At 68.8% G+C, this 25,694-nt stretch carries 26 protein-coding genes and 1 pseudogene; 20 read left to right on the top strand and 7 right to left on the bottom strand.

Annotated elements, in window-relative coordinates; genetic code table 11:
* The first annotated feature begins 63 nt into the window (after nucleotides 1-63).
* The 4 genes from AKG07_RS11160 to AKG07_RS11145 all read left to right on the top strand — a co-directional run bounded on the left by AKG07_RS11160 (nucleotide 64) and on the right by AKG07_RS11145 (nucleotide 4,178).
* On the top strand, nucleotides 64-624 hold the full coding sequence (locus tag AKG07_RS11160; protein ID WP_053098012.1) for a DnaJ family domain-containing protein: 561 nt from the start codon (nucleotides 64-66) through the stop codon (nucleotides 622-624).
* 42 nt (nucleotides 625-666) lie between these two features.
* On the top strand, nucleotides 667-2,631 hold the full coding sequence (locus tag AKG07_RS11155) for a M13 family metallopeptidase (RefSeq protein ID WP_053098011.1): 1,965 nt from the start codon (nucleotides 667-669) through the stop codon (nucleotides 2,629-2,631).
* A 180-nt stretch (nucleotides 2,632-2,811) separates the two neighbouring features.
* Nucleotides 2,812-3,735, top strand: coding sequence for a serine hydrolase (locus AKG07_RS11150; RefSeq protein ID WP_053098010.1), 924 nt, complete (start codon nucleotides 2,812-2,814; stop codon nucleotides 3,733-3,735).
* Between the two features lie 47 nt (nucleotides 3,736-3,782).
* Nucleotides 3,783-4,178, top strand: a complete 396-nt coding sequence (locus tag AKG07_RS11145; protein WP_053098009.1) for a hypothetical protein — start codon at nucleotides 3,783-3,785, stop codon at nucleotides 4,176-4,178.
* Between the two features lie 51 nt (nucleotides 4,179-4,229).
* Here the strand turns inward: AKG07_RS11145 and AKG07_RS11140 are convergent, their stop codons facing one another.
* Nucleotides 4,230-5,672, bottom strand: a complete 1,443-nt coding sequence (locus tag AKG07_RS11140; protein ID WP_053098008.1) for an MFS transporter — start codon at nucleotides 5,670-5,672, stop codon at nucleotides 4,230-4,232.
* Nucleotides 5,673-5,725: 53 nt separating this feature from the next.
* Nucleotides 5,726-7,189, bottom strand: coding sequence for a peptide MFS transporter (locus tag AKG07_RS11135; protein ID WP_053098007.1), 1,464 nt, complete (start codon nucleotides 7,187-7,189; stop codon nucleotides 5,726-5,728).
* A 91-nt stretch (nucleotides 7,190-7,280) separates the two neighbouring features.
* Between AKG07_RS11135 and AKG07_RS11130 the strand changes: the two genes are divergently transcribed.
* Both AKG07_RS11130 and AKG07_RS11125 read left to right on the top strand, forming a co-directional pair.
* Complete coding sequence (locus AKG07_RS11130) at nucleotides 7,281-7,970, top strand: GNAT family N-acetyltransferase (RefSeq protein ID WP_053098006.1); 690 nt, start codon at nucleotides 7,281-7,283, stop codon at nucleotides 7,968-7,970.
* Nucleotides 7,971-8,075: 105 nt separating this feature from the next.
* Entirely contained in the window at nucleotides 8,076-9,461 is a 1,386-nt protein-coding gene (locus tag AKG07_RS11125) for a glycine--tRNA ligase (protein WP_053098005.1), read from the top strand.
* Nucleotides 9,462-9,518: 57 nt separating this feature from the next.
* On the opposite strand, the gene AKG07_RS11120 is transcribed toward AKG07_RS11125, so the two are convergent.
* The 4 genes from AKG07_RS11120 to AKG07_RS11105 form a co-directional block, all read right to left on the bottom strand.
* Nucleotides 9,519-9,944: a DUF1801 domain-containing protein gene (locus AKG07_RS11120; protein ID WP_053098004.1), complete on the bottom strand. Its 426-nt coding sequence runs from the start codon at nucleotides 9,942-9,944 to the stop codon at nucleotides 9,519-9,521.
* Nucleotides 9,941-10,513, bottom strand: a complete 573-nt coding sequence (locus AKG07_RS11115; RefSeq protein ID WP_053098003.1) for an HhH-GPD-type base excision DNA repair protein — start codon at nucleotides 10,511-10,513, stop codon at nucleotides 9,941-9,943. Before AKG07_RS11115 ends, AKG07_RS11120 begins: the two co-directional genes overlap by 4 nt.
* 37 nt (nucleotides 10,514-10,550) lie before the next feature.
* Nucleotides 10,551-10,994, bottom strand: coding sequence for a hypothetical protein (locus tag AKG07_RS17950; protein ID WP_053098002.1), 444 nt, complete (start codon nucleotides 10,992-10,994; stop codon nucleotides 10,551-10,553).
* 144 nt (nucleotides 10,995-11,138) lie between these two features.
* Nucleotides 11,139-12,446: a glutamyl-tRNA reductase gene (locus tag AKG07_RS11105; protein WP_053098001.1), complete on the bottom strand. Its 1,308-nt coding sequence runs from the start codon at nucleotides 12,444-12,446 to the stop codon at nucleotides 11,139-11,141.
* A 61-nt stretch (nucleotides 12,447-12,507) separates the two neighbouring features.
* Here AKG07_RS11105 and hemE point away from each other — a divergent pair, with 61 nt between their 5' ends.
* The 13 genes and pseudogenes from hemE to AKG07_RS18240 form a co-directional block, all read left to right on the top strand.
* Complete coding sequence (gene hemE / locus AKG07_RS11100) at nucleotides 12,508-13,530, top strand: uroporphyrinogen decarboxylase (RefSeq protein WP_053098000.1); 1,023 nt, start codon at nucleotides 12,508-12,510, stop codon at nucleotides 13,528-13,530.
* 66 nt (nucleotides 13,531-13,596) lie between these two features.
* Nucleotides 13,597-13,935, top strand: a complete 339-nt coding sequence (locus AKG07_RS11095; RefSeq protein ID WP_053097999.1) for a metalloregulator ArsR/SmtB family transcription factor — start codon at nucleotides 13,597-13,599, stop codon at nucleotides 13,933-13,935.
* 58 nt (nucleotides 13,936-13,993) lie between these two features.
* Nucleotides 13,994-15,556: a protoporphyrinogen/coproporphyrinogen oxidase gene (locus AKG07_RS11090; RefSeq protein WP_053097998.1), complete on the top strand. Its 1,563-nt coding sequence runs from the start codon at nucleotides 13,994-13,996 to the stop codon at nucleotides 15,554-15,556.
* Nucleotides 15,557-15,709: 153 nt separating this feature from the next.
* Nucleotides 15,710-16,132 carry a hypothetical protein gene (locus tag AKG07_RS11085; protein ID WP_053097997.1) on the top strand — a complete coding sequence of 141 codons (423 nt, stop codon included), beginning with the start codon at nucleotides 15,710-15,712 and terminating at the stop codon, nucleotides 16,130-16,132.
* Nucleotide 16,133: 1 nt separating this feature from the next.
* Entirely contained in the window at nucleotides 16,134-16,541 is a 408-nt protein-coding gene (locus AKG07_RS11080) for a phage holin family protein (RefSeq protein ID WP_053097996.1), read from the top strand.
* Complete coding sequence (locus AKG07_RS11075) at nucleotides 16,528-16,809, top strand: hypothetical protein (RefSeq protein ID WP_053097995.1); 282 nt, start codon at nucleotides 16,528-16,530, stop codon at nucleotides 16,807-16,809. The genes AKG07_RS11080 and AKG07_RS11075 overlap by 14 nt, the downstream gene beginning before the upstream one ends.
* A 69-nt stretch (nucleotides 16,810-16,878) precedes the next feature.
* The gene (gene hemQ / locus AKG07_RS11070) at nucleotides 16,879-17,556 is read left to right on the top strand and encodes a hydrogen peroxide-dependent heme synthase (protein WP_053097994.1); all 678 of its coding nucleotides are present in this window, start codon (nucleotides 16,879-16,881) and stop codon (nucleotides 17,554-17,556) included.
* A 7-nt stretch (nucleotides 17,557-17,563) separates the two neighbouring features.
* On the top strand, nucleotides 17,564-18,580 hold the full coding sequence (hemC, locus tag AKG07_RS11065) for a hydroxymethylbilane synthase (RefSeq protein WP_053097993.1): 1,017 nt from the start codon (nucleotides 17,564-17,566) through the stop codon (nucleotides 18,578-18,580).
* Nucleotides 18,577-19,368, top strand: a complete 792-nt coding sequence (locus AKG07_RS11060) for a uroporphyrinogen-III synthase (RefSeq protein ID WP_053097992.1) — start codon at nucleotides 18,577-18,579, stop codon at nucleotides 19,366-19,368. Before hemC ends, AKG07_RS11060 begins: the two co-directional genes overlap by 4 nt.
* Nucleotides 19,365-20,342, top strand: coding sequence for a porphobilinogen synthase (gene hemB, locus AKG07_RS11055; protein WP_053097991.1), 978 nt, complete (start codon nucleotides 19,365-19,367; stop codon nucleotides 20,340-20,342). Before AKG07_RS11060 ends, hemB begins: the two co-directional genes overlap by 4 nt.
* Before the next feature lie 111 nt (nucleotides 20,343-20,453).
* Nucleotides 20,454-21,782 carry a glutamate-1-semialdehyde 2,1-aminomutase gene (gene hemL / locus AKG07_RS11050; protein ID WP_053097990.1) on the top strand — a complete coding sequence of 443 codons (1,329 nt, stop codon included), beginning with the start codon at nucleotides 20,454-20,456 and terminating at the stop codon, nucleotides 21,780-21,782.
* A 368-nt stretch (nucleotides 21,783-22,150) separates the two neighbouring features.
* Nucleotides 22,151-22,600, top strand: coding sequence for a hypothetical protein (locus tag AKG07_RS11045; RefSeq protein WP_053097989.1), 450 nt, complete (start codon nucleotides 22,151-22,153; stop codon nucleotides 22,598-22,600).
* Nucleotides 22,597-22,710, top strand: a pseudogene (locus tag AKG07_RS18240) (hypothetical protein); the annotation flags it as partial. The gene AKG07_RS11045 and the pseudogene AKG07_RS18240, both read left to right, overlap by 4 nt.
* On the opposite strand, the gene AKG07_RS17945 reads toward AKG07_RS18240, so the two are convergent.
* On the bottom strand, nucleotides 22,670-24,502 hold the full coding sequence (locus AKG07_RS17945; RefSeq protein ID WP_201778458.1) for an ATP-binding cassette domain-containing protein: 1,833 nt from the start codon (nucleotides 24,500-24,502) through the stop codon (nucleotides 22,670-22,672). The pseudogene AKG07_RS18240 and the gene AKG07_RS17945 sit on opposite strands and share 41 nt — an antisense overlap.
* 121 nt (nucleotides 24,503-24,623) lie before the next feature.
* On the opposite strand from AKG07_RS17945, the gene AKG07_RS11035 reads away from it, so the two are divergent.
* On the top strand, nucleotides 24,624-25,685 hold the full coding sequence (locus AKG07_RS11035) for an enoyl-CoA hydratase/isomerase family protein (protein ID WP_053097988.1): 1,062 nt from the start codon (nucleotides 24,624-24,626) through the stop codon (nucleotides 25,683-25,685).
* The last annotated feature ends 9 nt before the right edge of the window (nucleotides 25,686-25,694 follow it).

The raw sequence follows: 25,694 nt of genomic DNA, 5'->3' as shown, positions 1-25,694 counted from the left end.
CTCCGCCCTCCGGATCCGGTGCGGTCGTACCCTGGAAGGACCAGGATGCGACGGAGGTGCATCATGACGGATCCACGGGAGGCCGCGGCGCGGTACCGTGCGCGGCAGCGAAGCCGGGGGGACGACGAGGACGACAGCGAGTCCGGTGCAGAACCGGGCATCGCCGCAGCGACGGATCGAGCCGCCTTCATCGAGACGGCGATCCAGGTCGCGATCCGCCGGGGCGATTTCGACGATCTCCCCGGTGCGGGCAAACCCCTCGAGGGACTCGGAACGCACCACGACCCCGACTGGTGGATCCGCCGCAAGATCGAGCAGGAGAACCTGACGGGTCTCGGTCCGCCGGCGATCCTGTTGCGCACCGAGGATCGCGAGCTCGACGACCAGCTCGACCTGCTCGGTCGCGAGGCCGACGTCCGGTCGGTGCTCGAGGACTTCAACGGTCGGGTGCTCGAGGCCCGACGCCAGCTGCAGGGCGGTCCGCCTGTCGTGACGAGTCCACGCGACATCGACGCCGAGGTGGCGGCGTGGGCCGAGCGACGTTCGGCGCGCTTCGCGGCGCGTGCTGCGGAGACGCCGGAGCAGCCCCGGCGACGACGGTTCGGCCTCCGGCGCAGGGCGTGACCCGTCCCCCCGAATGTCGGAGCGACGCATAGGCTGGTCGGCATGACCGACGTGCTCCCCTCTGGCCTTGAGACCTCCGAGTTCAGCTCCGACATCCGCCCGCAGGACGACCTCTACCGCCATGTCAACGGCGCCTGGCTCTCCCGCACCGAGATCCCCGGCGACAAGGCGCGGTGGGGGTCCTTCCATCTGCTGGCCGAGCGGGCGGAGAAGGACGTCAGGGCGATCATCGAGGAGTCGCAGGATGCCGAGCCCGGCACTCTCGCCCGCAAGATCGGCGACCTGTTCGCCAGCTTCATGGACACCGAGCGGATCGCCGCCGCCGGGGTGACGCCCCTCGCCGAGACGCTCGCCGAGATCGACGCGATCGACGGCATCCCCGCGTTCCTGCGCACGGTCGGCGCCTACGATCGCGACGGCCGGGCCCACCTGATCGGGTTCTACGTCGACGGCGACCCGGGCAACCCGGAGCGCTACCTCCCGGTGGTCGTGCAGTCGGGCCTGTCGCTGCCGGACGAGAGCTACTTCCGGCTCGACACCTTCGCCGAGACCCGAGCGGCGTACCGCGCGCACCTCGAGCGACTGCTCGCGCTCGCCGGAGTCGCGGATGCCGCGGGCACCGCCGACCGCTCGATCGCCCTCGAGACCGAGCTCGCCGGGCACCACTGGGACAACGTGCGCAGCCGCGATGCCGTCGCCACGTACAACCTGAAGACCTGGGCCGAGATCCAGGAGCTCGCCGGTGTCGACCTCGAGCCGTGGCGCGATGCCGTCGCTCCCGGCCACCCCGAGGCGTTCGCCGAGGTCGTGGTCTCGCAGCCGAGCTTCCTCGAAGGCCTCGGGTCGCTGCTGACCGCCGAGCGTCTCGACGAGTGGAAGGCCTGGCTGCGCGCCCAGGTCGTGCATGCCGGGGCTCCGTATCTGACCGACGACTTCGTGCAGGAGAACTTCTCGTTCTACGGCACCGAGCTCACCGGCGTCCCCTCGATCCGCGAGCGCTGGAAGCGCGGTGTCTCGGTGACCGAGAGCGCACTGAGCGAGGCGATCGGCAAGGTCTACGTCGAGCGGCACTACCCGCCGACGGCGAAGGCCGCGATGGATGAGCTCGTCGGCAACCTCATCGAGGCCTACCGGCAGAGCATCACCGACCTCGAATGGATGACGGCCGAGACCCGCGAACGCGCACTCGCCAAGCTCGACTCCTTCACGCCGAAGATCGGGCACCCTGCCGTGTGGCGCGACTACTCGAGCCTCGAGATCGACCGCGCCGACCTGTTCGGCAACGTGCGCCGTGCGGCGATCTTCGAGCACGACCGCAACGTCGCGAAGGTCGGCAAGCCGATCGACCGTGACGAATGGCACATGCCGCCGCAGATGGTCAACGCCTACTACAACCCCTCGATGAACGAGATCGTGTTCCCGGCGGCGATCCTGCAGTACCCGTTCTTCGACGCGTCGCGCGACGCGGCCGCCAACTACGGCGGCATCGGCGCGGTCATCGGTCACGAGATCGGTCACGGATTCGACGACCAGGGCAGCCGCTACGACGGTGACGGCAAGCTCGAGGACTGGTGGACGGATGCCGATCGCTCCGCGTTCGAGCAGCGCACCAAGGCCCTCATCGCGCAGTACGACGAACTCGTGCCTGAGGGACTCGCCGCCGAGCACCACGTCAACGGAGCGCTGACGATCGGTGAGAACATCGGCGACCTGGGCGGTCTCGGCATCGCGCTCAAGGCGTACGAGATCGCACTCGACGGCGCCGAGGCGCCGGTCATCGACGGCTACACCGGCGTGCAGCGCCTCCTGCTGTCGTGGGCGCAGGTCTGGCAGCAGAAGAGCCGCGACGCCGAGACGCTGCGCCTGCTCACGATCGATCCGCACTCTCCGAACGAGTTCCGGTGCAACCAGATCGTCCGCAACATCGATGCGTTCTACGAGGCGTTCGACGTGACCGAGACCGACGCGCTGTGGCTGCCGCAGGACTCGCGCGTGACCATCTGGTGAGCGCTCCGGCCTCGGCGATCGCGCCGGGTCGGGGTGCCCTGCTGTCTGCCGGATGACGTTCTGATGACCGTATACCGGAGTATGTAGGGCATCCTCACCTGGCGGGGTTACGATATCCGTGCTGCGGCGGATGGACACCGCAGCATCCCGCCAATCCAACCCCCCTGTTAAGGATCACGCGTGGGTGCTTCCGAGCCTGCCGACGGCCCGCCACTGGCCTCGCTGCGCCGCTCTCAGCGGACCAGCCGACGCTTGCCGCGCCGTGCTGCCGCAGGGCGCAGGTCGTTCACCTCGACCTTGCGGGCGCTCGAACAGCTGGCGGATGCCGGGGCCCAGGTATCGGTGCATGTCGTCGATCTCGACAACCACACGCACGTCCTCGCGGGCGACGACCATGTGACCATGCCGGTCGCCGGACTCGGTGTCGTGCCCCTGCTGATCGAGGTGGCGGCCGCGTTCGAGGCGGGCACACTCGATCCGCTCGAGATCGTCGAGCGCACCGCCGTCGATCCGGTGTCGACGTCGGGGCTCTGGCGCCACCTGCACGCGCCCGCCCTGCCGCTCGAAGACCTCGCCGTGCTCGCGGCCACGGCCGGCGACCCCATCGCGGTCAACGCTCTGCTGCAGCGGGTCGGTCACGACCGGGTGCGCGAGCGCATCGAGACTCTCGGACTGCGCCGCACCGCGGTTCTCGACCGATTCCGTGACGAGCGCGGCCCCGATGATGCTCCGCACGTCGCCGTGGGCTCTGCACGCGAGTTCGCGGGTCTCTTCTCGGCACTCGTGAATTCCCAGGCGGTGGGGGCGTCGGTGAGCGCTCAGGTGTCCGAGTGGCTGAGCCTCAATCAGGATCTGAGCCTGGTGGCATCCGCGACCGGCCTCGACCCGTTCGCACACGACCACGACGCGCACGGCCTGCTGTTCATCAACAAGACCGGCCGCGACCGCGGCGTGCGTGCCGAAGCGGGAGTGCTCGCCGGGCCGCGCGCGGGTGTGGCCTACTCCCTGATCGTCTGCTTCGACGATCTGTCGATCACGCACCGACTCCGCGCGCACGACGCCTTCCGCGTCCTCGGGGTCGAGCTCATGGAGTACACCCACTGATCGCATTCCACGCCCGACGCGACGTCGGCCGCGGTTAGCATCGAGCAATGCCCCGTACAGACTGGACCCCGCATCGTCGTGATGACGGAGAACTGCTCGGTTGGATCCATCCGGAAGGCGAGGCCTGGGTCGCGATCGATGTGCTCGGGCGCGCGGTGTCCGGGCCGACGGAGTGGCTCGACGCCGAGGCGGCCCTGCAGGACCACGGGATCGCGTGGCTCGCCGACCCGTGGATGCTCGAGGGCGAGGCCGAGCGCCCCCTGCGCGTGCGCATCGTCGAGGTCACGCCCGATGGCAAGGGGAGATCGGGGCGCATCGTGGTGAAGGTCGACGACTTCGGCGACATCACTCGTCCCGCCACGCAGCAGTACGTGCTCTCCTGGCCCGCCCCTGATCGGCTGCGGACGCCATCGCCGACGGATCCCGATCCGCGGGCGTTCTGACCCGACCGTTCGTGGACTGCGGGCGCCGGCGTGCGCGGTGTGCGTGCGCGGTCAGCCCGGCAGCGAGGGGTGCTGCTCGGACGAGCGCTGGCGGGGGATGAACAGCGACAGGACGAGAGCGACGATTCCGGCGGCGATCGCGAGCCAGAAGCACACGTCGAACGCCGCCCTCGTCGGCACGGATACCCCGCCGACGTCGATGCTCATCGCGGCCAGCACGCCGCCCATCACGGCAGACGCGCTCGACGTGCCGACCGAGCGGAAGAGGGCGTTGAGTCCGTTCGAGGCGCCGGTCTCGTTCGCGGGCACCGACCGCATGATGATCATCGGCATGGCGGCGAACGTGAAGCCGATGCCGACGCCGATCAGCAGGTTGCCCACCAGGATGTGCCACACCTCGCTCGACCACAGGAGCACGAAGACGTAGGCGAGCACGATGGCTCCCGCGCCGACGGTGAACAGCGGACGAGGTCCGACGGTGCGCTCGAGCCATCCCGACAAGGGTGAGATCACCATCATCACGAGGCCGGCGGGCATGATGATCAGCGACGCCGAGACCATGTCGAGCCCGAAGCCCGCGCCCGAGGCCGCGGGGCCCTCGAGCAGCTGCGGGAACGTCACGTTGGAGGCGAACAGCGCGAAGCCCATCCCGATCGCGGCGATGTTGGTGAAGAGCACGGCGGGGCGCGCGGCGACCCGCAGGTCGAGGAGCGGATCGTTCGCCCGCAGCTGGTACCAGCCCCAGACGAGCAGTACGCCCACGCCGCCGATGATGCAGGTGAGGGTCAGCGGTGCCGTCCAGCCCCACTCGGCACCGCGGGACACGAACAGCAGGATGCCGGTGAGTCCGATCGCGAGTCCGATGGCGCCGAGCACATCGAGGCGTCCGGGGAACCGCAGCACATCCTCGGGGATCACGAGCAGCACCAGTGCGAGACCCACGACGCCGAGAGCCGCGGCGAGCCAGAACAGCCAGTGCCAGTCCGCGTTCACGGCCAGCAGCGCGGCGACCGGCATCCCGATCGCGCCTCCGACGCCCATGGTCGCGCTCATCAGGGCGACGGCCGTGCCCAGGCGTTCGGGAGGCAGCACGTCGCGCATGATCGCGATGCCGAGCGGCACCACACCCGTCACCGCGCCTTGGAGCGCTCGACCGATGATGACTCCGATGATCGAGCCCGACAGTGCGGCGATCAGGGAGCCGAGAATGAGCAGCCCGAGCAGCACGATCACCACTCGGCGCTTGCCGTACATGTCGCCGAGCCGGCCCGAGATCGGAGTGGCGACGGCGGCGACGAGCAGCGTGATCGTGACGACCCAGGTGGTGTCCTCGCGAGACGCGTTCAGCAGGCGCGGCAGCTCGGCCTGCAGGGGCACGACGAGCGTGAACATGAACGACGAGCAGAGGCCCGCGAAGGCCAGGACGGCGACGATGGCCCACTTGGGTGGTGTTCGGGAGAGTCTTCTGCGCGCGCGATCTTCGTTCTCTCCCATCGCTTCAGGCTATCGGCGTCTGCGACACCGGAGGCGCGAGGACGATGCGATCGTCAGCTCACGCCCTTCATCAGTCGCAGCACCGGCTTGACGGCGAACAGCAGACCGAGGCCGACCACGATCGCTATCGCGCCGAGGATCGAGAAGTACGGCACCTCGTTCTTCGGGTCGTAGAACTGCACGAGCCAGCCCGAGATCGCGGTGCCGAGTGCGATCGACAGGAAGAACAGCGCCACCATCTGGGTGTGGAACACCTTCGGCGCGAGCTTCGTCGTGACCGACAGGCCGACGGGAGAGATGAGCAGCTCGGCCACGGTGAACACGAAGAGGATGCCGACGATCGCGAGCAGGGGCGTGGAGTTGGCGCCGCCGCCTGCGAACGGCAGGAACAGCAGGAACGCCGCACCCATGATGATCGCTCCCAGTGCGAACTTCACCGGGGTGGAGGGCTGGCGCGGGCCGAGGCGCGTCCAGATCGCCGCGAAGACGCCGGAGAGGATGATGATGAACACGGGGTTGATCGACTGGACCCACGAGACGGGCATCTCGAATCCGAAGATGTTGCGGTCGAGGCGCTCATCGGAATAGACCGTGAGCACGGTGAACTGCTGCTGGTACAGCGACCAGAACGCGACGCTCGTGATGAAGAGCGGCAGGAATCCCCACACGCGGGAGCGCTCGGTGCCGTCGATCCGCCGACTGCTGAGGATGACGGCGAAGTACGCGACCGTCGCGATGATGGTTCCGATGATGACGATGTCCGCCAGGTTGTCGGCCTGGATCACGCCGATGAGCACCAGCACCGCGATGAGCGCGACGGCTGCGACCGCGACGATCGCGACCAGCGGATAGCGCGACCGGGGGAGCGGGTTCGGCACGCGGCGCGCCTCGTCCGGCAGCGCCTTGCGGCCGAAGGAGTACTGCACCAGCCCCAGCGTCATCCCGATCGCGGCGAGGCCGAAGCCATAGTGGAATCCGAGCGACGACTGCAGGATGCCGGTGATGATCGGCCCCAGGAAGGCCCCGAGGTTGATGCCGAGGTAGAACAGCGAGAATCCGGCATCCCGGCGGGTGTCGTCGGCGCTGTAGAGGGTTCCGACGACCGACGTGGCGTTCGCCTTGAGGCCACCGGATCCGAGGGCGACGAGCACGAGCCCGACGCCGACTCCGATGAACCCGGGAAGCAGGGCCAGGGCGACGTGCCCGCCGACGATCACGATCGCACTGATGAACAGCACTCGCTCCGACCCCAGCATCCGGTCGGCGATCCACGCGCCGAGGATGGTCGAGAGGTAGACCGACCCTCCATAGGCGCCGACGATGCCGCCCGCGACGGCCTGCGAGAGTCCGAGGCCGCCCTCGGTGACCGAGAAGTACAGGTAGATCAGCAGGATTCCCTGCATGCCGTAGAAGCTGAAGCGCTCCCACATCTCGACTCCGAAGATGTGGACGAGCGCCCAGGGCTGCCCGAAGAACCTGGTGTCGGACTTCTCGGCGGTCGTATCGCTGGTTGACATCCCTCCACGGTACGCCCGCTCGCGGCATGGTTCCCAGACCGTTCGCGTCGCTCGATTCCGAAAACGGCGACCGGAGGGGCAGACTGGGGGCGTGCGAACCATCCGTGATCTGGACACCGTTGAACTCATCATCGACGCGCAGGGCCTGCTCGACTCCATCCGGGGCCCCGAGCGCGTGATCGACGCCGGCACGCTGCGCGCCCTGCAGCAGTCCGGCAACTACGTCGTCGGCCTCTTCGACGCCGAGAGCGGCGAAGAGCGGATGGTGGGCGCGTCGATCGCGTTCTTCGGCGCACCCGGACGCCGGGCGATGCACTCGCACATCACGGCACTGCTGCCTGACTACCGCGGACGCGGGTGGGGGCGCGAGCTCAAGGAGCACCAGCGCCAGTGGGCGTTCTCGCGCGATGTCGGCCGCATCACCTGGACGTTCGATCCGCTCGTCGCCCGCAACGCGCACTTCTTCCTCACCGTTCTCGGCGCACGTGTCACCGGATACTCGGTCAACCGCTACGGCATCTTCGGCGGCGGGGATGCCGGGGACGAGAGTGACCGGCTCGACGTCGAGTGGGCTCTCGCCGACATCGCGAAGCCACCGGCATCCGACGCGATCGTCGAGACGCTCGAGATCCCCTCGGACATCGAGACCATGCGCATCGAGGATCCGGAGGCGGCGCACGAGTGGCGTACGCGGCTGCGCGCGCAGATGGAGGGGCTGCTGGGCAGCGGCCTCGCTCTCTCGGGGTTCGATGTCGAGAAGGGCTACCTCTTCACGGCCTGAGCGCCGCACACCTGGCCTCGCCGGGGTCCTGACGCGAAGCGGTCGCGGATAAGATTGAGGTGCCCGTGATCACGGGCTTTCCCACCGCCGACCATTGGAGCCACCGTGGCCGAACAGTCCCGTCTAGACAAGGTCATCGCCCTTGCCCGCCACCGCGGGTTCGTCTTCCAGGCGGGTGAGATCTACGGCGGTTCGCGGTCCGCGTGGGATTACGGGCCCCTCGGCACCGAGCTCAAGGAGAACATCCGCCGCCAGTGGTGGCAGACGTTCGTGCGCGGCCGCGGCGATATGGTCGGCCTCGACTCGAGCATCATCCTGCCCAAGCGCGTGTGGGAGGCGTCCGGTCACGTCGCGACCTTCACCGATCCGCTGGTCGAGTGCCTCAGCTGCCACAAGCGCTTCCGTGCCGACAACCTGATCGAGGACTTCGAGGCGCGCAAGGGCCGCAAGGCGGAGAACGGCCTCGCCGATGTGCCGTGCCCGAACTGCGGCACGAAGGGACAGTACACCGAGCCCAAGTCGTTCTCGGGTCTCGTCAAGACCTACCTGGGAGTCGTCGACGACGAGTCCGGGCTGCACTTCCTGCGCCCCGAGACGGCTCAGGGCATCTTCGTGAACTTCTCGAACGTGCTCACCGCCAGCCGCAAGAAGCCGCCGTTCGGCATCGGCCAGGTCGGCAAGGCGTTCCGCAACGAGATCACGCCCGGAAACTTCATCTTCCGCACCCGTGAGTTCGAGCAGATGGAGATCGAGTTCTTCACGCCGCCCGCAGAAGCTCAGGAGTGGTTCGACCACTGGGTCGAGGCGTGCTGGAACTGGTTCATCGATCTCGGCATCGACCCCGAGAACATGCGCCAGTTCGACGTTCCCGAAGATGACCGCGCGCACTATTCGGCCGGCACCATCGACGTCGAGTACCGCTTCGGTTTCACGGGCAAGGAGTGGGGCGAGCTCATGGGCGTCGCGAACCGCACCGATTACGACCTGTCGAGCCACAGCGAAGCCTCGGGCCAGAGCCTGACCTACTTCGACCAGGCCACCGGCGACCGTTACACGCCCTACGTGATCGAGCCCTCGTTCGGCCTCACTCGCGCCATGATGGCGTTCCTCGTGGACGCGTATCGCGAAGAAGAGGTGCCGAACGCCAAGGGCGGCACCGATGTGCGCACCGTGCTCAAGCTCGACCCGCGTCTCGCCCCTGTCAAAGCCGCCGTGTTGCCGCTGAGCCGCAACGAGCGCCTGTCGCCGCTGGCGCGCGAGGTCGCTGACACGCTGCGCAGCTCGTGGGCCGTCGACTTCGACGACGCGGGCGCGATCGGCCGTCGCTACCGCCGTCAGGACGAGATCGGCACACCGTTCTGCGTCACGATCGACTTCGACTCGCTCGACGACCGTGCGGTCACCGTGCGCGACCGCGACACGATGGCGCAGGAGCGCGTCTCGATCGACGATCTGCACGAGTACCTGGCCGAGCGTCTCAAGGGCGCCTGACGCGCGGACCACCGGAACGAGAGGCCCGCTGTCCGAGAGGACGGCGGGCCTCTCGCGTCAGCCGGTGACGGTCAGCTGCACCTGATCGGTGCCGCCCGCCTCTACCCAGGCGAGCGAGCGCTCGAGGATGCCGCGGAGCACGTCGAGGTCGATCTGTTCCAGGTCCTTGATGTAGAGGCATCCGACGCCGGTGCTGTGCGGGCCGAGGTTCTCGAGCGCGCCCGAGTGAGCATCGACGCCGTCGAACAGATAGATGGTGGTCGCCGCTTTGCGCGGGGCGAAGCCGAGCAGGCCGCTGTCGCCCTCGGTGCCGGTCGGGTACCGGTAGTGGCAGCTTCCGAATCCGATGATCGTGCCCCAGGTCTGAGGGTCGCGGCCCGTGATCTCCTGCATGATCGCGGTCAGCGTCTCGGCATCCCGGCGGCGGACCGCAGGAGTGGAGCGGGCGATGAGACCTGCGACGTCATCGCCCGTGGGTTTCATGCGTTCGCCTTCGCCGCAGCTTTCATGGCCTTCTTGTGCTCTCGTACTCTGGTAAGCGATTCGGGCGAGACGATGTCGGCGACGCTGCGGTACGAACCCTCGGTGCCGTAGTCGCCGGCGGCCTCCCGCCATCCCGCGCCGGTGAAGCCGTACTGCTTGCCGAGCAGAGCAAGGAAGATCTTCGCCTTCTGTTCGCCGAAGCCGGGAAGGGCCTTGAGTCGCTTCAGGACTTCGGCGCCCGACGGATCACCGTCGGTCCAGATCGCCGAGGCGTCTCCGTCCCACTGATCGACGATCTCCTGGCACAGGGTCTGCACGCGTGCCGCCATCGAACCCGGGAACCGGTGCACGGCGGGCGTCGTCTTGAACGCCTCGAGGAACTCGTCCGGGTCCATGGCCGCGATCGTGGTGGCGTCGGACGCGCCTGTGCGCTGCTCGATCTTCAGGGGACCGGCGAAGGCCGTCTCCATCGGAACCTGCTGATCGAGCAGCATCCCGACCAGCAGGGCCAGCGGATTGTCGGTGAGCAGCGCGTCTGCGGCGGTGTCTCCGGTGATGTGAAGGGCCATGCATCCAGTCTGGCACCGACGCGCTCCGATGCCGGAGTCAGATGCGCTGGAGCTTGGGAAGGGGGCCCTCGAGACGCGCGACCGAGATTCGGACATCCGCGATATCGGCCTTGAGCTCTGTCTTGACGTCGTAGATGTCCTGCTTGAGTTCCGACCGGAGCTCGGCGATGTCGCCTTTGAGCTCGGTGCGGAGCTCGGCGATGTCGCCTTTGAGCTCGTTGCGGAGTTCGGCGATGTCGCCCTTGAGTTCGGTGCGGAGTTCGGCGATGTCGCCCTTGAGCTCGGTGCGGAGCTCCGCGATGTCGCCTTCGACCCTCGCGAACCGTTCATCGACCCTGTCGAATCGCTCGTCGATCCTGTCGAACCGGACTTCGAGCCCTTTGGCCTGCTTTGCAAGCATCCGAGAGACGCCGCCGAGCACGGTGGCGGTGACGCCGAAGAGGGCGACGATGATGCCGATCAGGTTCGGATCCACGAGCATTCCCCCAGTCTGCGCCGCGTGATCGACGCTGTCGTGGGTTCGACGATATGAAGCATCGAAGTGGCCGCCGGGGCGACCGCCGTGCTTCTCCCGAGCGCTGTGGAAAGACCACCGCAGAGGGCTCCCGTGCAGAAGGAGCGCTGCTCAGGCGGTCGCGGCGCCGTCGGTATCGGACGACAGCGCGGACTCGACCGGCTCGATGCCGTACAGCGTCGAGAGTGCAGTCGCGAAATCGTCCGCGCGGCCGGCAGCGGCCAGTTCGTGGGCGCGGGTGGTCGGCACGTGCAGCAGCACGCCGGTCAGGTGGCGAAGCGCCTGCTCGACCCTGCCGTCCTCATCGCCGCGTGCGCGAGCGCGGCCGATCTCGGCCTCGAGCAGCGCGAACATATGCGACCGCAGGGCGACGACCGACGGCGTGACGCTCTGTCTGCTGCCGACGACGTGGAACGTGTCAGCTGCTTCGCGCACCACGGTGCGTGCGGCATCCGTCGCCTGCAGCTCTTCGAGCGGTGCGTGCAGGCTGATGGTCTCGAGGTCGAGCAGCGCGACGCCTTCGAGTGCTGCGACGGCGGGGTCGACGTTGCGCGGCATGCCCAGGTCGACGACCATCTGGCTGTGCGACGCGACGGGGCACCCCTCGGGTGCGATGCCGGTCGGCGCCTGCAGGTGCTCAGGTGTCAGCACAGGAGCGGTCGCCGTCGTGCAGGTGATCAGCAGGCTCGATCGCGAGGCGACGCGCGCGTAGTCCTCTGCGGCGACCGGACGGATGCCGTGCTTCGCGGCGAACTTCTCGGCGCGGCCCGAGGGTGAGTACACCGAGATGTTGACGGCTCCCCGTTCGCGCAGTGTCGCGAGGGTGACGGCTGCGTAGGCACCGGTGCCGACGAGCAGCACGCGCTCCGTCGACCAGTCGGCGATGCGGCTGTCAGCGAGTTCGAGGGCGAGGCGCACGAGCGAGCGGCCGGCCCGGCCGAGGGCTGTGACGTTCTTGACCTTGCGCTGCGCCTGGCTCGCGCGCTGGAAAAGCCGCTCGAGCTCGGGCGAGGTGGTGCCCTCCTTGCGCGCGGACTTGAGGGCGCGACGCACCTGACCGGCGATCTCGCCTTCGCCGGAGACGACGGATTCGAGTCCCGATGCGACGGAGAAGAGGTGCTCCGCCACGCGACGACCGGAGTGCACCTCGTAGGCGCCGTCGAGTTCGGACGCGCGGATGCCGGTCGATGCTTCGACAGCCTCGAGCACCGCCTCGACACCGATCGCGCCCGCTGCCGTGACGGGCTCGTCCATCTCGACGTAGGCCTCGAAGCGGTTGCAGGTAGCAAGAACGACCGCACCCTGCACGCAGGACGCCATGTCCACGACAGTGGAGGCGACGTCATCGGGGGTGCGGCTCAGGCGTTCGAGCAATTCGAAGGAGGCGGTCTTGTGACTCGCCGTGACAACCAGCAGCACATGACGATTCTACCTGAGGCTTCATGCAGGTCGGCCCGGCGGCGGATGGGAGGATGGTCGCATGGTCCTCTCCGACGCTCCGCTGCTGCGCGCCCTCACCGGCCCCCGCCCCGAACATGCTCCCGTGTGGTTCATGCGCCAGGCCGGCAGGTCGCTGCCCGAGTACCGCGAGCTGCGCGTCGGCACGCGCATGCTGGACGCCTGCCTGACTCCCGATCTCGCGGCCGAGATCACGCTGCAGCCCGTGCGTCGTCACGGCGTGGACGCCGCCGTGTTCTTCAGTGACATCGTCATCCCGCTGCGTCTCGCGGGGGTGGACGTCGAGATCGAGCCCGGACGCGGCCCCGTGTTCGCCGACCCCGTGCGGTCTGCCGCCGATGTCGATCGCATCACAGCGATCGACCCGCTGTCGCTCGACGGCACCGCGATCGCCGAGGCCGTCGGCATCGTCACCGCTGAGCTCGGCGACACCCCCCTGATCGGATTCGCGGGTGCTCCCTTCACCCTCGCCGCGTACCTCGTCGAAGGCGGCCCGTCGAAGGAGCACCTGCGGGCTCGGGCCATGATGCACGCCGATCCGGAGTCGTGGAACCGCCTCGCGGGCTGGCTCGCGCAGGTCTCACGCCGGTTCCTCGAGATCCAGCGGGATGCCGGAGCATCCGTCGTGCAGTTGTTCGACTCCTGGGCCGGCTCGCTGAGCACCGCCGACTATCGCGCGTACGTGGCACCGCATTCGCGTGTCGCCCTCGATGCCATCGGCGTGCCGAGCATCCACTTCGGCGTGGGCACCGGGCCCTTCCTCGCCGACATGCGCCTGGACGGCATCGCCGACGGCGTCGGTGTCGACTGGCGGATGCCGCTCGACGAGGCCGCCGCGATCCTCGGCCCCGACGTCTCGGTGCAGGGCAACATCGATCCGGCACTGCTGTCGGCTCCGTGGCCGGTGCTCGAGGCGCATGTGCGCGACGTCGTCGAGCGCGGGCGTGCCGCCAGGGGACACATCGTCAACCTCGGGCACGGCGTGCCGCCCGAGGCGGACCCCGATCAGCTCACCCGTATCGTCGAGCTGGTCCATTCGATCTGAGTCTCAGAGCGCTTCGCGGCCGAGCTTCACGAGGATGCAATATAGCGTCAGTGCTAGATTGCACACATGACAGATAGCGCGTCGGACGTCTTCGCGGCTCTGGCGCACCCGACGAGGCGCCAGATCCTGCAGGATCTGAAAGAGGGCGAGCTCGCAGCGGGTGAGATAGCCTCGCGGTTCTCGTCGAGCGGGCCGACGATCTCGCGGCACCTCGGCGTTCTCCGTCAGGCCGGTCTCGTGAGCGAGCGTCGTGATGCCAACCGCATCCTGTACTCCCTCGTCGGCGAGCGGCTGGCACTCTCCGTTGGTGACTTCCTGTCGACCGTGTGCCCCGAGCAGATCGTGCTCCGTGAGGTGCGCAAGCGCGGCACCGGGCGGGAATCCGCGGTGCAGACCGAGGCGTGACGGGTTTGTCCGGCCGAATGCTGGACGCCGTTTCCCCGGCGGATGGAAGGATTGACGCATGACGTCGAAGCCAGCGAACAGTGAGACGCCCCGCGCCGAACCGGCCGACCTCGCCGCGAGGGCGGCGGAGAGGCACATCGTCGTCATTGGCGGGGGCATCGGCGGCCTGATCGCTGCCCGGGAGTGCGTCAAGGTCGGCATGCGCGTCACCCTGCTCGAGGCGACGGATGCCGTCGGCGGCGCCATCCGTCGCGCTGAGCTCGACGGAGTGGTGGTGGATGCCGGCGCGGAGAGCTACGCGACGAGGGGCGGCCGTGTGCGCGCTCTGATCGAGGAGCTCGGCCTCGCCGACCGCATCGTCGCGCCCGCGGCAGGAAGCGCCTGGCTCGCTGGCATCCCCGGCATCGGCGCGGCACCGCTGCCCGTCGGTGGGATCCTCGGAATCCCCGGCAATCCGTTCCAGGAGGACGTCCGCCGCATCATCGGGTGGTCGGGCGCATGGCGTGCGTACCTGGATCGCGTTCGCCCGCCGCTGACGATCGGCCACAGTCAGAGCCTCGGCAGACTGGTGTCGTCGCGCATGGGGGCCAGGGTGCGCGATCGTCTCGTCGCCCCGGTCACGACCGGTGTGTACTCAGCCTCGCCTGACGACGTCGACGTCGACATCGCGGCCCCCGGACTCAACGCAGCCCTCACTCGCGTCGGATCGCTCTCGGGGGCGGTGCAGACGATGCGGCAGGAGAGCGCGGACAGAGCTGCGAAGGCGCGCGGAGCCGCGAGTCACGAGGGTGCCGCGCTCGCGCCCGGCGCGGCCGTGGAAGGGCTCGACGGCGGTATGACGGTGCTGATCGAGGCGCTGGTCGTGGATATCGAGAAGCTCGGTGGCGTCGTGCACACCGGCGCGCGGGTGACGCAGCTGACGCGCACCGCCGAGGCGTGGATGGTGAAGGCTCACGCCGACGTCGCTCCCGTGGCAGACGCCGTTCTCGGCGACGCTCACACGGAGGAGATCGAGTTCGCCGCAGATGGCGTGGTGGTCGCGACCTCCGAGGCCGCCGCGAGGCGACTTCTCGAGAAGAGCGTGCCCGCACTGGCGGAGACCGCGCCGGCGGATGCTCCGGAGATCGAGATCGTCACACTGCTGCTGGAGCCGTCGGCACTGGCGGGTGCTCCACGGGGCACCGGCGTGCTGACCGTCCCCGGCAGTCACACAGCGAAGGCGCTCACCCACTCCAGTGCGAAGTGGGACTGGGTGCGCGCCGCGGCCGGCCCCCGGCACGTCGTGCGGGTCTCGTTCGGAGCCCAGGGCGAACCCGCCGCCACCACCGCGCTCGACGACGACGCCGCGGCTCGACTGGCGCTGAGCGAAGCATCGGCTCTCCTCGGCGTGCCGCTCGCGGCGGGCGACCTCGTGGCGTCTCACCGCGCGAGGTACGTGCAGTCGCAGCCTGCATCGATCATCGGCTCCGGTGCGCGCCGAGAGGCCGCGAGGTCGGCTGTGCAGGGCGTGCACGGGCTCGCCGCCGTCGGCGCGTGGCTGGCCGGCACGGGTCTCGCCCAGGTGATCCCCGACGCGCGCGAAGAGGCGGACCGGCTTCGTCGGGCGCTGCTCTGGGACTGACGCCGTCGCACGAACCCGAAAGTCGCTCCGCTGTCAACCCTCTGCGTGACAGATGCCGAAATCGGCATACGGGGCTACGCTGGACACCTGCAGGCGGCTCCGAGTCGTCGGTTCGCCCCAGGCGTTCACACCGGAACAACGTGAGGAGACCCCATGAAGGGGAAGATCGGACTCGTCGTAGGAATCGGCGTGGGATACGTGCTCGGAACCCGCGCGGGCCGCGAGAGGTATGAGCAGATCAAGACGCAGTGGCTGAAGGTCTGGAACCTCGACCCGGTGCAGGAGCAGGTCGACAAGGTCAAGGGCTACGTCGGCGACAAGGCGGCGGCAGTGCCCGGTGCGATCTGGACCGGCGTGCAGAAGGTCGTCAAGTCGGCCGGCGGTGGCGACAAGACCGCTGGGCAGCGACTCGACTCCGCCGTGGCTGCGGGGCGCAAGGCCGCTGACGACATCGTCGACGCCACCGAGGACGCCGTCGAAGAGGTCAAGGACGCCGCGAAGAAGGACGACCCGAAGAAGCCCGCGGCCAAGAAGCCGGCAACGCCCGGCTCCACCGCCGCGAAGTCTGGCAGCTGACATGCCCCGCGGATACCGCGATCGCGCCGAGGACAGCCTGCTGTCCCTGATCGGCGATCTTCCCGAACTCATCAGCAGCCTCGTCAAAGCCGAGATCAACGCGGCCAAGACCTGGATCTCGAAGACGGCGAAGGACGCGGGGATCGGCTCCGTCTGGTTCCTCGTCGCTCTTTTCTTCCTGTTCTGGGCCGTGCCGGTGATCCTGGTGTTCGCGATCGCCGGGCTGTCGTCGTGGTGGCCGGTCTGGCTGTCCGCCCTGGCGGTGCTCGGCATCCTGATCCTCGCCGTGCTGCTGTTCGCGCTGCTCGGCATCCTGAAGTTCCGCAAGGTGCTCGCTCGTAAGAACCCCGCGCAAGCGGTGGGCGAAGACATCCGACTCGTGAAGGAAGCCGGCAATGACGAACTCTGAGATCACGAGGCCTCTGCCCAAGACGGCAGTTCCGGCGGGCATCGTCGACCCGGTCCAGTCGGCTCGGGCGGAGCTGAAGGCCGCTCTCGCGGCGATCGAGGTCAAGGGCAACTTCCCCCGGCGCATCGACACGGCCTCCAAGCGCGCCGCGGCGAAGGCGCGGGTCTTCGCCGACCGCAACCCCGCTGCCGCGATCGTGGGAGCCGTGGGCGTCGCGGTGATCGTCGGCGGTGCCGTCTGGGCGATCGCGCGCGCGCTCTCACGCTGACCGCAGGCCGAAATCCTCGCATCCTGACTCGCGTTCGCGAGTGCTTCACAAAGGGGGCAGACTGGATCCATGTCCGATGCGCGCGAAGAGAACCCGTCCGGCTTCACCCTCTGGGCAGTCTGGCGACGAAACCCCGATGTGGCTGTCACCGAGTCCGACTCCACGGAGCTCGAGACGATCGTCTCGTACATCGAGGACTCCGGCGTCACGGTCCGCGGCTTCTACGACGTCTCGGGCCTGAAGGCGGACGCCGATCTGCTCGTGTGGCTGCACGGCGACACTGCCGAGGACCTGCAGAAGGCTCTTCGCCGCCTCCGCCGCACCGAGTTGCTGCGCACCCTGCTGCCGGTCTGGAACGTCATGGGCGTGCACCGCGATGCCGAGTTCAACCGGGCTCACGTCCCGGGATTCCTTCGCGGCGTGGAGCCGAAGGACTGGCTGTGCCTGTACCCGTTCGTCCGCACGCCGGAGTGGTATCTTGCGCCCGAAGAGGAGCGCCGGAAGATGCTCGCCGATCACGGACGCAAGGGAGCGGCGTTCACCGGGGTCATCGCGAACACGGTCGCCGCATTCGCCCTGGGCGACTACGAGTGGATCCTGCCGCTCGAAGCCGACGAGGTCACCGAGCTGGTCGATCTCATGCGCGACCTGCGCTACACCGACGCGCGCCTGTACGTGAAGGAGGAGGTCCCGTTCTACACGGGTCGACGCCTCCGGTTCGACGAGATCGCGGACGTGCTGCAGTAGGTCGACGATGAACACTCAGAGTCAGACCCCCTCCCCGATCCGATTGGGCACCCGCCGCAGCGCGCTCGCCCAGGCGCAGTCGGGGCACGTCGCCGCCGCGCTCGAGAAGATCTCGGGGCGCCCCGTCGAGCTCGTACCGATCACCAGCGAGGGCGACACGAATCGTGCGTCGCTGTCGGAGATCGGCGGTCAGGGCATCTTTGCCACGCGTCTGCGAGAGGCACTGCTCGCCGGCGAGTGCGACTTCCTCGTGCATTCGCTCAAGGACCTTCCCACCGCGATCCCCGACGGTCTCGTCATCGCAGCGACCCCGGTGCGTGAGGACGCGCGCGACGTCGCGATCACTCGCGGCGGCACACCGCTGCACCAGCTCCGTTCCGGCAGCAAGGTCGGCACGGGATCCCCCCGGCGCATCGCGCAGGTGCACCGGAGGGCTCCGCACGCGGAGGTCGTGGACATCCGGGGCAACGTCGATTCTCGTCTGCAGCGGGTCGCCTCCGGCGAGTTGGATGCGGTGATCCTGGCTGCGGCCGGTCTGTCGCGCCTCGGCACGGACTCCCCGCTGCGCCGCGAAGAGCTGGGCCTCTCCGAATGGCCGACAGCGCCGGGGCAGGGATCGCTCGCCGTGGAGACGCGCACGGATGCCCCCGCAGAGCTGCTCGCCGCGCTCGCCGAGCTCGACGACTTCGACACGCGTCTGGCGGTGACCGTAGAGCGTGCCGTTCTCGAGGGGCTGGATGCCGGATGCCAGGCGCCGATGGCCGCACATGCGGTCGTCGAGGGCGACGAGATCCGCATCAGGACAGTCGTCTACGCCACCGACGGTGGGCGCCGTATCGGCCTCGACGTCACCGAAGCCGTGAACGGGGAGTATATTCGTCGGAACGGCAGCGGCAATGGAGCGGATGCTGCCGGTGGTGCAGACCCGATGCACGCAGCACGCGAGATCGGGTTGTCTGTCGCCCATCGGCTGCTCGAGCAAGGGGCGGCCGACCTCGTCTCCCGAGAGCATTCCTCATCATGACCAATTCGAAGCAGGACCGACCGCTGGACGGCTGGCGCATCCTCGTACCCCGCGGAGGGCCGTGGGGCGATGGTGTCGCCGCCAGCCTGCGCTCCCGTGGCGCGGTGCCCGTCGTGGCACCGCTGATCAATTTCGCCGCCACCACCGACCAGGCAGCCCTGGACGTCGCTCTCACCCGGCTCGCGGATGGAGAGTACGACTGGCTGACGGTGACGAGTGCGACGACCGTCGACGTGATGTTCGCGCACCGCGCGATCGTCCCGCGCCGCACGAAGATCGCGGCCGTCGGCGAGACGACCGCCGCCGCCCTGCAGGCGGTCGGCTACGAAGTCGCGATGGTGCCGGACGAAGACAATTCGGCAGCGGGCATGGCCGAGCAGCTCATCGCCCTCGAGACCGAGCCTCGTCGCATCCTGGCGCTGCGCAGCGAGATCGCGAAGCCCGTGCTCAGCGTCCTCCTGCAGGAGGCCGGTCACGATGTCGACAGCGTTGTGGCGTATCGCACGGTCGGCGTCCCGGTCACGGAGCGCATCAAGCGTGATGTCGAGAACGGACGGATCAACGCGATCCTGATCACGAGCGGTTCGGTCGCCGAACAGGTGCGCGAGCAGTTCCCGCTGATCCCGGACGACACGCTGCTGGCGGCCATCGGTCCGCGCACCGCGAAGGATGCCGATCGGGCAGGTCTGCCGATCACCGTCGTCGCCGACCGTCAGACTGTGGACGCGCTGATCGACGCGGTGTCGAGCTACACCCTCCCGCACGCGGCGGACGAGTTGGCACCGTGAGCTTCCCCGACGTACGACTGCGCCGCCTCCGCCAGTCTGCTGCAGTACGTGGACTGGTGCGCGAGACCTCGATCGAGCCTCGTCAGCTGGTGCTTCCACTGTTCGTCCGCGAGGGACTCACCGAGGCCGCGCCCATCGGATCGATGCCGGGAGTCGCGCAGCATTCGCTCGACTCTCTGCGAGCCGCCGCGACCGAGGCGGCCGAGGCGGGTGTGGGCGGTGTGATGCTGTTCGGCGTGCCCGCCGTGCGCGACGCTCAGGGCTCGGGTGCCGACGACCCCCAGGGCATCCTCAACGTCGCGACCGAGGCGCTGGCCGCCGAGGTGGGCGATGCACTCGTGGTGCAGACGGATCTCTGCCTCGACGAGTTCACCGATCACGGTCACTGCGGCGTTCTCGCAGCTGACGGGTCGGTCGACAACGATGCGACCCTCGAGCGGTACGCCTCCATGGCGCTCTCGCAGGCCCGCGCCGGCTCGCAGCTGCTCGGTCTGTCGGGGATGATGGACGGCCAGGTCGCGGTCATCCGCGAGGCGCTCGACTCGGACGGCTACACCGACGTGCTGCTGCTCGCGTATGCCGCCAAGTACGCGAGCGCGTTCTACGGCCCGTTCCGTGAAGCCGTCGATTCGCAGCTCACGGGCGACCGTCGTACCTATCAGCTCGACCCGGGCAATCGTCGCGAGGGTGTGCGAGAGGCCGTCGTCGACGAGGAGGAAGGCGCCGACATCGTCATGGTGAAGCCGGCGATGGCGTTCCTCGATGTGCTGCGGGAGGTGCGCGACACCGTCCACATTCCTGTGTGGGCATATCAGGTCTCCGGTGAGTACGCGATGATCGAGGCGGCCGCTGCGAACGGCTGGATCGATCGTCGTGCATCGGTCCTCGAGTCGCTGCTCTCGATCCGCCGTGCGGGTGCTGACGTCGTCCTGACCTACTGGGCGACCGAGGCCGCCCGCTGGCTGCGCGGCTGAGTCGCGCACACCTTCGCTGAGAGCCCCGTCGATCTGAGGCCCGCCCTCAGGTCGGCGTATTAGCCTGGATGGGATGCCGGGAGAGGTCCGCGCATCGTTGAGGAGTGTGCTGTGACCGACCGCAATGACGACCTGTTCTCCGCTGCCCGCACGGTGATCCCCGGAGGGGTGAACTCGCCGGTGCGCGCGTACGGCTCGGTCGGCGGCACGCCGCGCTTCCTCGCCTCGGCGAGCGGCGCGACGGTGACGGATGCCGCAGGCAACCGCTACGTCGACCTCGTGGCATCCTGGGGGCCGGCGCTGCTCGGCCACGCGCAGCCGGATGTGGTCGCCGCCGTGCAGGAAGCGGCCACCCGAGGCCTCTCGTTCGGCGCTCCCACGGAGGGCGAAGTCGAGCTCGCTCAGCTGATCGCCGACCGCGTGCGGTTCGGGGAGGTTCGGCCGGTGGAGCGGGTGCGGCTCGTGTCGACCGGAACCGAAGCGACCATGACGGCGATCCGCCTCGCCCGCGGCGCCACCGGACGCGACCTGCTGGTGAAGTTCGCCGGGCACTATCACGGGCACTCCGACGGTCTGCTCGCCGCGGCGGGCTCCGGTGTCGCGACGCTCGCGCTTCCGGGTTCCGCGGGTGTGCCTGCGCCCATCGCGGCTCAGACGCTGGTGATCGACTACAACGATCCCGACGCTCTCGCAGCTGTGTTCGCCGAGCACGGCCCGCGCATCGCAGCGGTGATCGTCGAGGCCGCAGCGGCGAACATGGGCGTCGTTCCGCCGCTGCCGGGGTTCAACCGCCTGCTCGCCGAGACCGCTCACGCCCATGGCGCCCTGCTGATCCTCGACGAGGTGCTGACGGGCTTCCGCGTGCACCCGGCGGGCTTCTGGGGGCTCCAGGCGGCCGCCGGTGAGGACTATCTGCCCGACATCATCACCTTCGGCAAGGTCGTCGGCGGAGGGATGCCGCTGGCTGCGCTCGGAGGCCGTGCGGAGATCATGGACCTTCTCGCTCCTCTGGGACCCGTCTACCAGGCGGGCACGCTGTCGGGTAACCCGCTGTCTGTCGCCGCGGGTCTCGCGACGCTGCGCCTCGCCACGCCGGAGATGTACGCGACCGTCGACGCGGCCGCAGCGCGAGTCTCCCGCGCCCTGGATGAGGCGCTCACGGAGGCCGGTGCGACCCACGCCGTCGCCCATGCCGGCAACCTCTTCAGCGCCTCCTTCCGCGGATCTGCACCTCGCGACTACACCGAGGCTCAGGCGCAGGAGTCGTTCCGGTACGCCCCGTTCTTCCATGCGATGCGCGAGCAGGGCGTGGCGCTCCCTCCGAGCGTGTTCGAGGCGTGGTTCCTCACCGCCGCTCACGGTGAGGAAGAGCTGCAGCGCATCGAGGCAGCTCTGCCCGTGGCTGCGCGCGCCGCAGCTGATGCCGCTGCGACTGCCTGAGCGGAGCTGACCCCCAGCCGCCGTGACGGCTCCCTCGCGGAAGGCCTCTTGGACGCGCGGGTGGCCTCGCTCGAGGAATGCCGCATCCGTGAAGGCATACTCGATGCTGCCCTGAGCGATGCGACCGGCTGTTCGTCCTCCAGCCGGACTGCCGTCGCTTCTCGACCCAGGAGTCGAGAAGCTCTGCACGCTGCTCGAGGCCGGGGTCGGTGGCGAATCTCATGTTCCGAATCTAGTAGATTTGTTCGAAAGTCGAGCGGAACACCGGAATGGAAAAGGGGTGGAATCGTGGGAACCGACAACGGATCGTTGCCTTCCTGTGAACAAGACACAGACATCTGGAAGGGTGCCGCTGGCAGACTGGACGCATGGTGACGTTGCTGCTGGACCAGACGCAACTCGAGATCGTGCTCTCGCCGATCGAGCGTGCGGCGAGCTTCCACCGGGACAACGTGCGGCTCGTGCGCGACACCATCACCAAGGTCCAGCTCATCGATGATGCGTGGACCTGGTTGCGTGGCGTGCCGAACCCGGGGACGCACATCCCCGGAGTGCTCGCCGCAGGCACGTGGAAGGCCGCAGGCAGCGTCGACTTCGTCCTCATCCGCAAACGTCGTCCCAGCGTGGTCATCGATCTCTCCGGGGATGCGCAGTACCGGCGTCTGATCCTCACGACGAGGCACGGCCTCGCCCTGACCCAAGCGCTCCGACTCGATGTGTCGGATGAGCCGGCCGACGTCGAGGAGATCGTGGCGACCTCGCCCACGCCGGTCTCGAAGGGCAGCCGCCGCCCAGTGATCCGCCCGCGTCCCGCCTGACCGTCACGGAACGGGAAACGCCCTCCGCAGCCTTATGGCGCGGAGGGCGTTCGCAATGGGGGAGCGACCTCAGGAGCGGTCGTGCTCACCTTCGTGGTGCTCACCTTCGTGGTGCTCACCTTCGTGGTGCTCGTGGTGCTCGCCCTCGTGGTGCTCACCTTCGTGGTGCTCACCTTCGTGGTGCTCGTGGTGATCGCCGTCGTGGTGCTCACCTTCGTGGTGCTCACCTTCGGCATCCGACGCTGCCTGCGCGTCGGCTGATGCGTCGGCGTCTCCGAGCGGATAGTCCTTCGGCTCGTCCTCGTAGTACGCGCGCGCTGCTGCAGCGAGCATCGAGGTGACGGCCGCGGATCGGGGGTCATCGTCAGACGGTGCGGCGACGTCATCAGACGACTCCGACGCGTCTTCGGAGTCGTGCGCCTCGCCGAAGAACTCGACGCCGGAGTGCTCCTCCGCGCCGCTCTCGGCCGCCGAGGGGACATCGGGATCGGTGGGAGCATCGACAGGGGTCGTGCCGAAGAGGATGTCGTCGAAGGAGGGCTGAGGGTGATCCTCGGCCGGGGTCTCGTGCTTGGTCGATTCCCCCGTCGAGTCGTCGTCGCCGGAGACCTCGTCACCACCCGCATGCGCGGCATCGGAGGCGACATCAGCCGCATCCTCGGCGTCGTTCGCATCCGAGGCGTCCGCTGCGTAGCCGAGCTCCGCCGCGGCGTACTCGATGTCGCGAGCCGCATCCGCTGCATCCGCGGCGGCGTCAGCCTCGACGTCGGCCGCATCGGCCTCCGCGCGTTCGGCGTCGGAATCGGACGAGTCGGAATCGGACGAGTCGGCTTCGGACGAGTCGGCTTCGGACGCGTCGGCGTCGGACGCAGCAGAATCGGGGGCACTCGGACCGGACACGTCCTGAGCGTCGGGCGTCGCAGGGACCGCCGCGAGCGGCGCTGTCGCATCCGCGACCGGCGTCTCCGACTCGATGACCGGTGCAGCCGTGATGGCCTGCGGGGCGAGTCTCCCGCCGCGCACGAGCTCGATGAAGACGTCTTCGAGCGTCGGGCCGCGCTGCACCAGGGTCGCCAGAGCGATGCCGGCCGATGCGGCGATGGCGCCGACGGCGCCGGCATTGCTGCCGCGGACCGTGAGACCCGAGCGGAGCACCTCGACCTCGAGGCCGGCGGCCGAGAGCGCCGCCTTCAAGGCCGCGCGATCTTCGGCGTCGACGACCACGGATCCGGCGGACGGGTCGGCCAGCTTCTCGATGCCGCTCGAGAGGACCAGCTGGCCCTTCGAGAGCACGAGCACGTGGTCTGCGACCTGCTCGATCTCGCTCAGCACGTGTGAGGAGACGAGAACCGTGCGGCCCTCATCGGCGAGGCGGCGCAGGAGGAGGCGAATCCACCGGATGCCCTCGGGGTCGAGCCCGTTCGCCGGCTCGTCGAAGACGAGCGCGCCAGGGTCGCCCAGCAGCGCGTGCGCGACGCTCAGCCGCTGCCGCATCCCGAGCGAGAAGCTGCCGATGCGTCCTTCCGCTTCGTGCTCGAGCCCGACCAGAGAGAGGACCTCGTCGACACGCGAGAGCGGGATGCCGTTGGCCTTGGCCGCGATGGTCAGCTGGCGGGCCGCCGAACGCCGCGGGCGGTAGGCGGTCTCCTCGAGGACAGAGCCGATGGTGCGCAGCGGGTGACGCAGTTCAGGATGTGCGACTCCGCCGATCGTGGCGGTGCCGCTCGTGGCGCGCACCTGACCGAGGAGGATGCGCAGCGTGGTGGTCTTTCCGGCACCGTTCGGGCCGAGGAAAGCGGTCACGACGCCGGGCTCGACCCGCGCGGAGAAGTCGGACACCGCCGTCACGTCGTTGAACCGCTTCGTGACGTGCGTGAACTCGAGCACCTGTCCGTCGGGCATCTGCGACCTCTCGTTGCAGTGGGCAGTTCTGTCTATCCTGCCGGAAAAGCCGCCGGATCGTGCATTTACCGTACAGACACGGCCGGATGCAAGGCTCAATCCACCGGGTAGCCTGGCAATCGTGACCGAATCCAGCGCCGCTTCCCGGGTCCTCGTCCGTACCGAGGGAGCCCTCGGCAGGCTGACCCTGAACCGACCGGAAGCGATCAACGCGCTCGACTTCGGCATGGTGCAGGAGATCACGCGCACGCTGGAGCGGTGGCGGTACGACACCGATGTGCAGATCGTGCTGATCGACGGCGAAGGCGACCGAGGCATGTGCGCCGGCGGCGATGTGCGGGGACTGCACGCGCAGATCGTGGAGGGCCGATCCGATGAGACGGCGGAGTTCTTCCGCGCGGAGTACGCGCTGAACGCGATGATCGCCGAGTACTCGAAGCCCGTGGTCACCGTCGCCGACGGCATCACGATGGGCGGAGGCGTCGGACTGTCGGGCCACGCGGCCATCCGTATCGTGACCGAGCGATCGAAGCTCGCGATGCCGGAGACGCGGATCGGCTTCACGCCCGACGTGGGCGGCACGTGGCTGCTGTCACGCGCTCCTGGGCGGTTCGGCGAATACTTCGGGCTCACGGGGGCGTCGATGAACGGAGCGGACGCCGTACTGCTCGGCTTCGCCGACCATTTCGTGCCCTCCGATCGCCTCGACGCGCTGCGCGAGGCGCTCGCGTATCGTGCCGATCCGACAGGACCGGCCGAGATCGTGCTGCTGTTCGACGAGACTCCCGATCCGTCGACGCTTCCGGCCTCTCGGGGATGGATCGACCACGCGTTCTCCGCCGGCACGGTCGCGGAGATCGTGTCGCGGCTGCGCGCGGACGAGGCCCCGGATGCCGCGGCGACCGCGGATCTGCTCGAGAGCCTGGCGCCCACCGGGCTGGCCGTCACGCTCGACGCCGTGCGGGAAGCACGTGCGCTGCCGAACCTGCGTGCCGCCCTGGAGGGTGAGTACCGCCGCGTCATGTGGTTCGTCCTGCGGCATCCCGACCTCGTGGAGGGGATCCGGGCGCAGCTGATCGACAAGGACCGCAATCCGAAGTGGAACCCGGCGACGATCTCCGAACTGCCTGCAGACCCCGGCGCCGACGCTCGACACTTCACGCCCGAAGACCCCCTCTTCTAGAGCAATTCG

It is taken from the genome of Microbacterium sp. CGR1 (assembly GCF_001266755.1).
Classification (GTDB): Bacteria; Actinomycetota; Actinomycetes; order Actinomycetales; family Microbacteriaceae; genus Microbacterium.
Note: the sequence above shows the minus strand (reverse complement) of the source record. Positions and strands in the feature narration are given on the sequence as shown.

Excerpts from the sequence above, each read along its gene's own strand:
- AKG07_RS11160 (WP_053098012.1), top strand. The coding sequence starts at position 64 with ATGACGGATCCACGGGAGGCCGCGGCGCGGTACCGTGCGCGGCAGCGA.
- AKG07_RS11155 (WP_053098011.1), top strand. The coding sequence starts at position 667 with ATGACCGACGTGCTCCCCTCTGGCCTTGAGACCTCCGAGTTCAGCTCC.
- AKG07_RS11145 (WP_053098009.1), top strand. The coding sequence starts at position 3,783 with ATGCCCCGTACAGACTGGACCCCGCATCGTCGTGATGACGGAGAACTG.
- AKG07_RS11140 (WP_053098008.1), bottom strand. The coding sequence starts at position 5,672 with ATGGGAGAGAACGAAGATCGCGCGCGCAGAAGACTCTCCCGAACACCA.
- AKG07_RS11135 (WP_053098007.1), bottom strand. The coding sequence starts at position 7,189 with ATGTCAACCAGCGATACGACCGCCGAGAAGTCCGACACCAGGTTCTTC.
- AKG07_RS11120 (WP_053098004.1), bottom strand. The coding sequence starts at position 9,944 with ATGAAACCCACGGGCGATGACGTCGCAGGTCTCATCGCCCGCTCCACT.
- AKG07_RS11115 (WP_053098003.1), bottom strand. The coding sequence starts at position 10,513 with ATGGCCCTTCACATCACCGGAGACACCGCCGCAGACGCGCTGCTCACC.
- AKG07_RS17950 (WP_053098002.1), bottom strand. The coding sequence starts at position 10,994 with ATGCTCGTGGATCCGAACCTGATCGGCATCATCGTCGCCCTCTTCGGC.
- hemE (WP_053098000.1), top strand. The coding sequence starts at position 12,508 with ATGGTCCTCTCCGACGCTCCGCTGCTGCGCGCCCTCACCGGCCCCCGC.
- AKG07_RS11095 (WP_053097999.1), top strand. The coding sequence starts at position 13,597 with ATGACAGATAGCGCGTCGGACGTCTTCGCGGCTCTGGCGCACCCGACG.
- AKG07_RS11090 (WP_053097998.1), top strand. The coding sequence starts at position 13,994 with ATGACGTCGAAGCCAGCGAACAGTGAGACGCCCCGCGCCGAACCGGCC.
- AKG07_RS11085 (WP_053097997.1), top strand. The coding sequence starts at position 15,710 with ATGAAGGGGAAGATCGGACTCGTCGTAGGAATCGGCGTGGGATACGTG.
- AKG07_RS11080 (WP_053097996.1), top strand. The coding sequence starts at position 16,134 with ATGCCCCGCGGATACCGCGATCGCGCCGAGGACAGCCTGCTGTCCCTG.
- AKG07_RS11075 (WP_053097995.1), top strand. The coding sequence starts at position 16,528 with ATGACGAACTCTGAGATCACGAGGCCTCTGCCCAAGACGGCAGTTCCG.
- hemQ (WP_053097994.1), top strand. The coding sequence starts at position 16,879 with ATGTCCGATGCGCGCGAAGAGAACCCGTCCGGCTTCACCCTCTGGGCA.
- hemC (WP_053097993.1), top strand. The coding sequence starts at position 17,564 with ATGAACACTCAGAGTCAGACCCCCTCCCCGATCCGATTGGGCACCCGC.
- AKG07_RS11060 (WP_053097992.1), top strand. The coding sequence starts at position 18,577 with ATGACCAATTCGAAGCAGGACCGACCGCTGGACGGCTGGCGCATCCTC.
- AKG07_RS11045 (WP_053097989.1), top strand. The coding sequence starts at position 22,151 with ATGGTGACGTTGCTGCTGGACCAGACGCAACTCGAGATCGTGCTCTCG.
- AKG07_RS17945 (WP_201778458.1), bottom strand. The coding sequence starts at position 24,502 with ATGCCCGACGGACAGGTGCTCGAGTTCACGCACGTCACGAAGCGGTTC.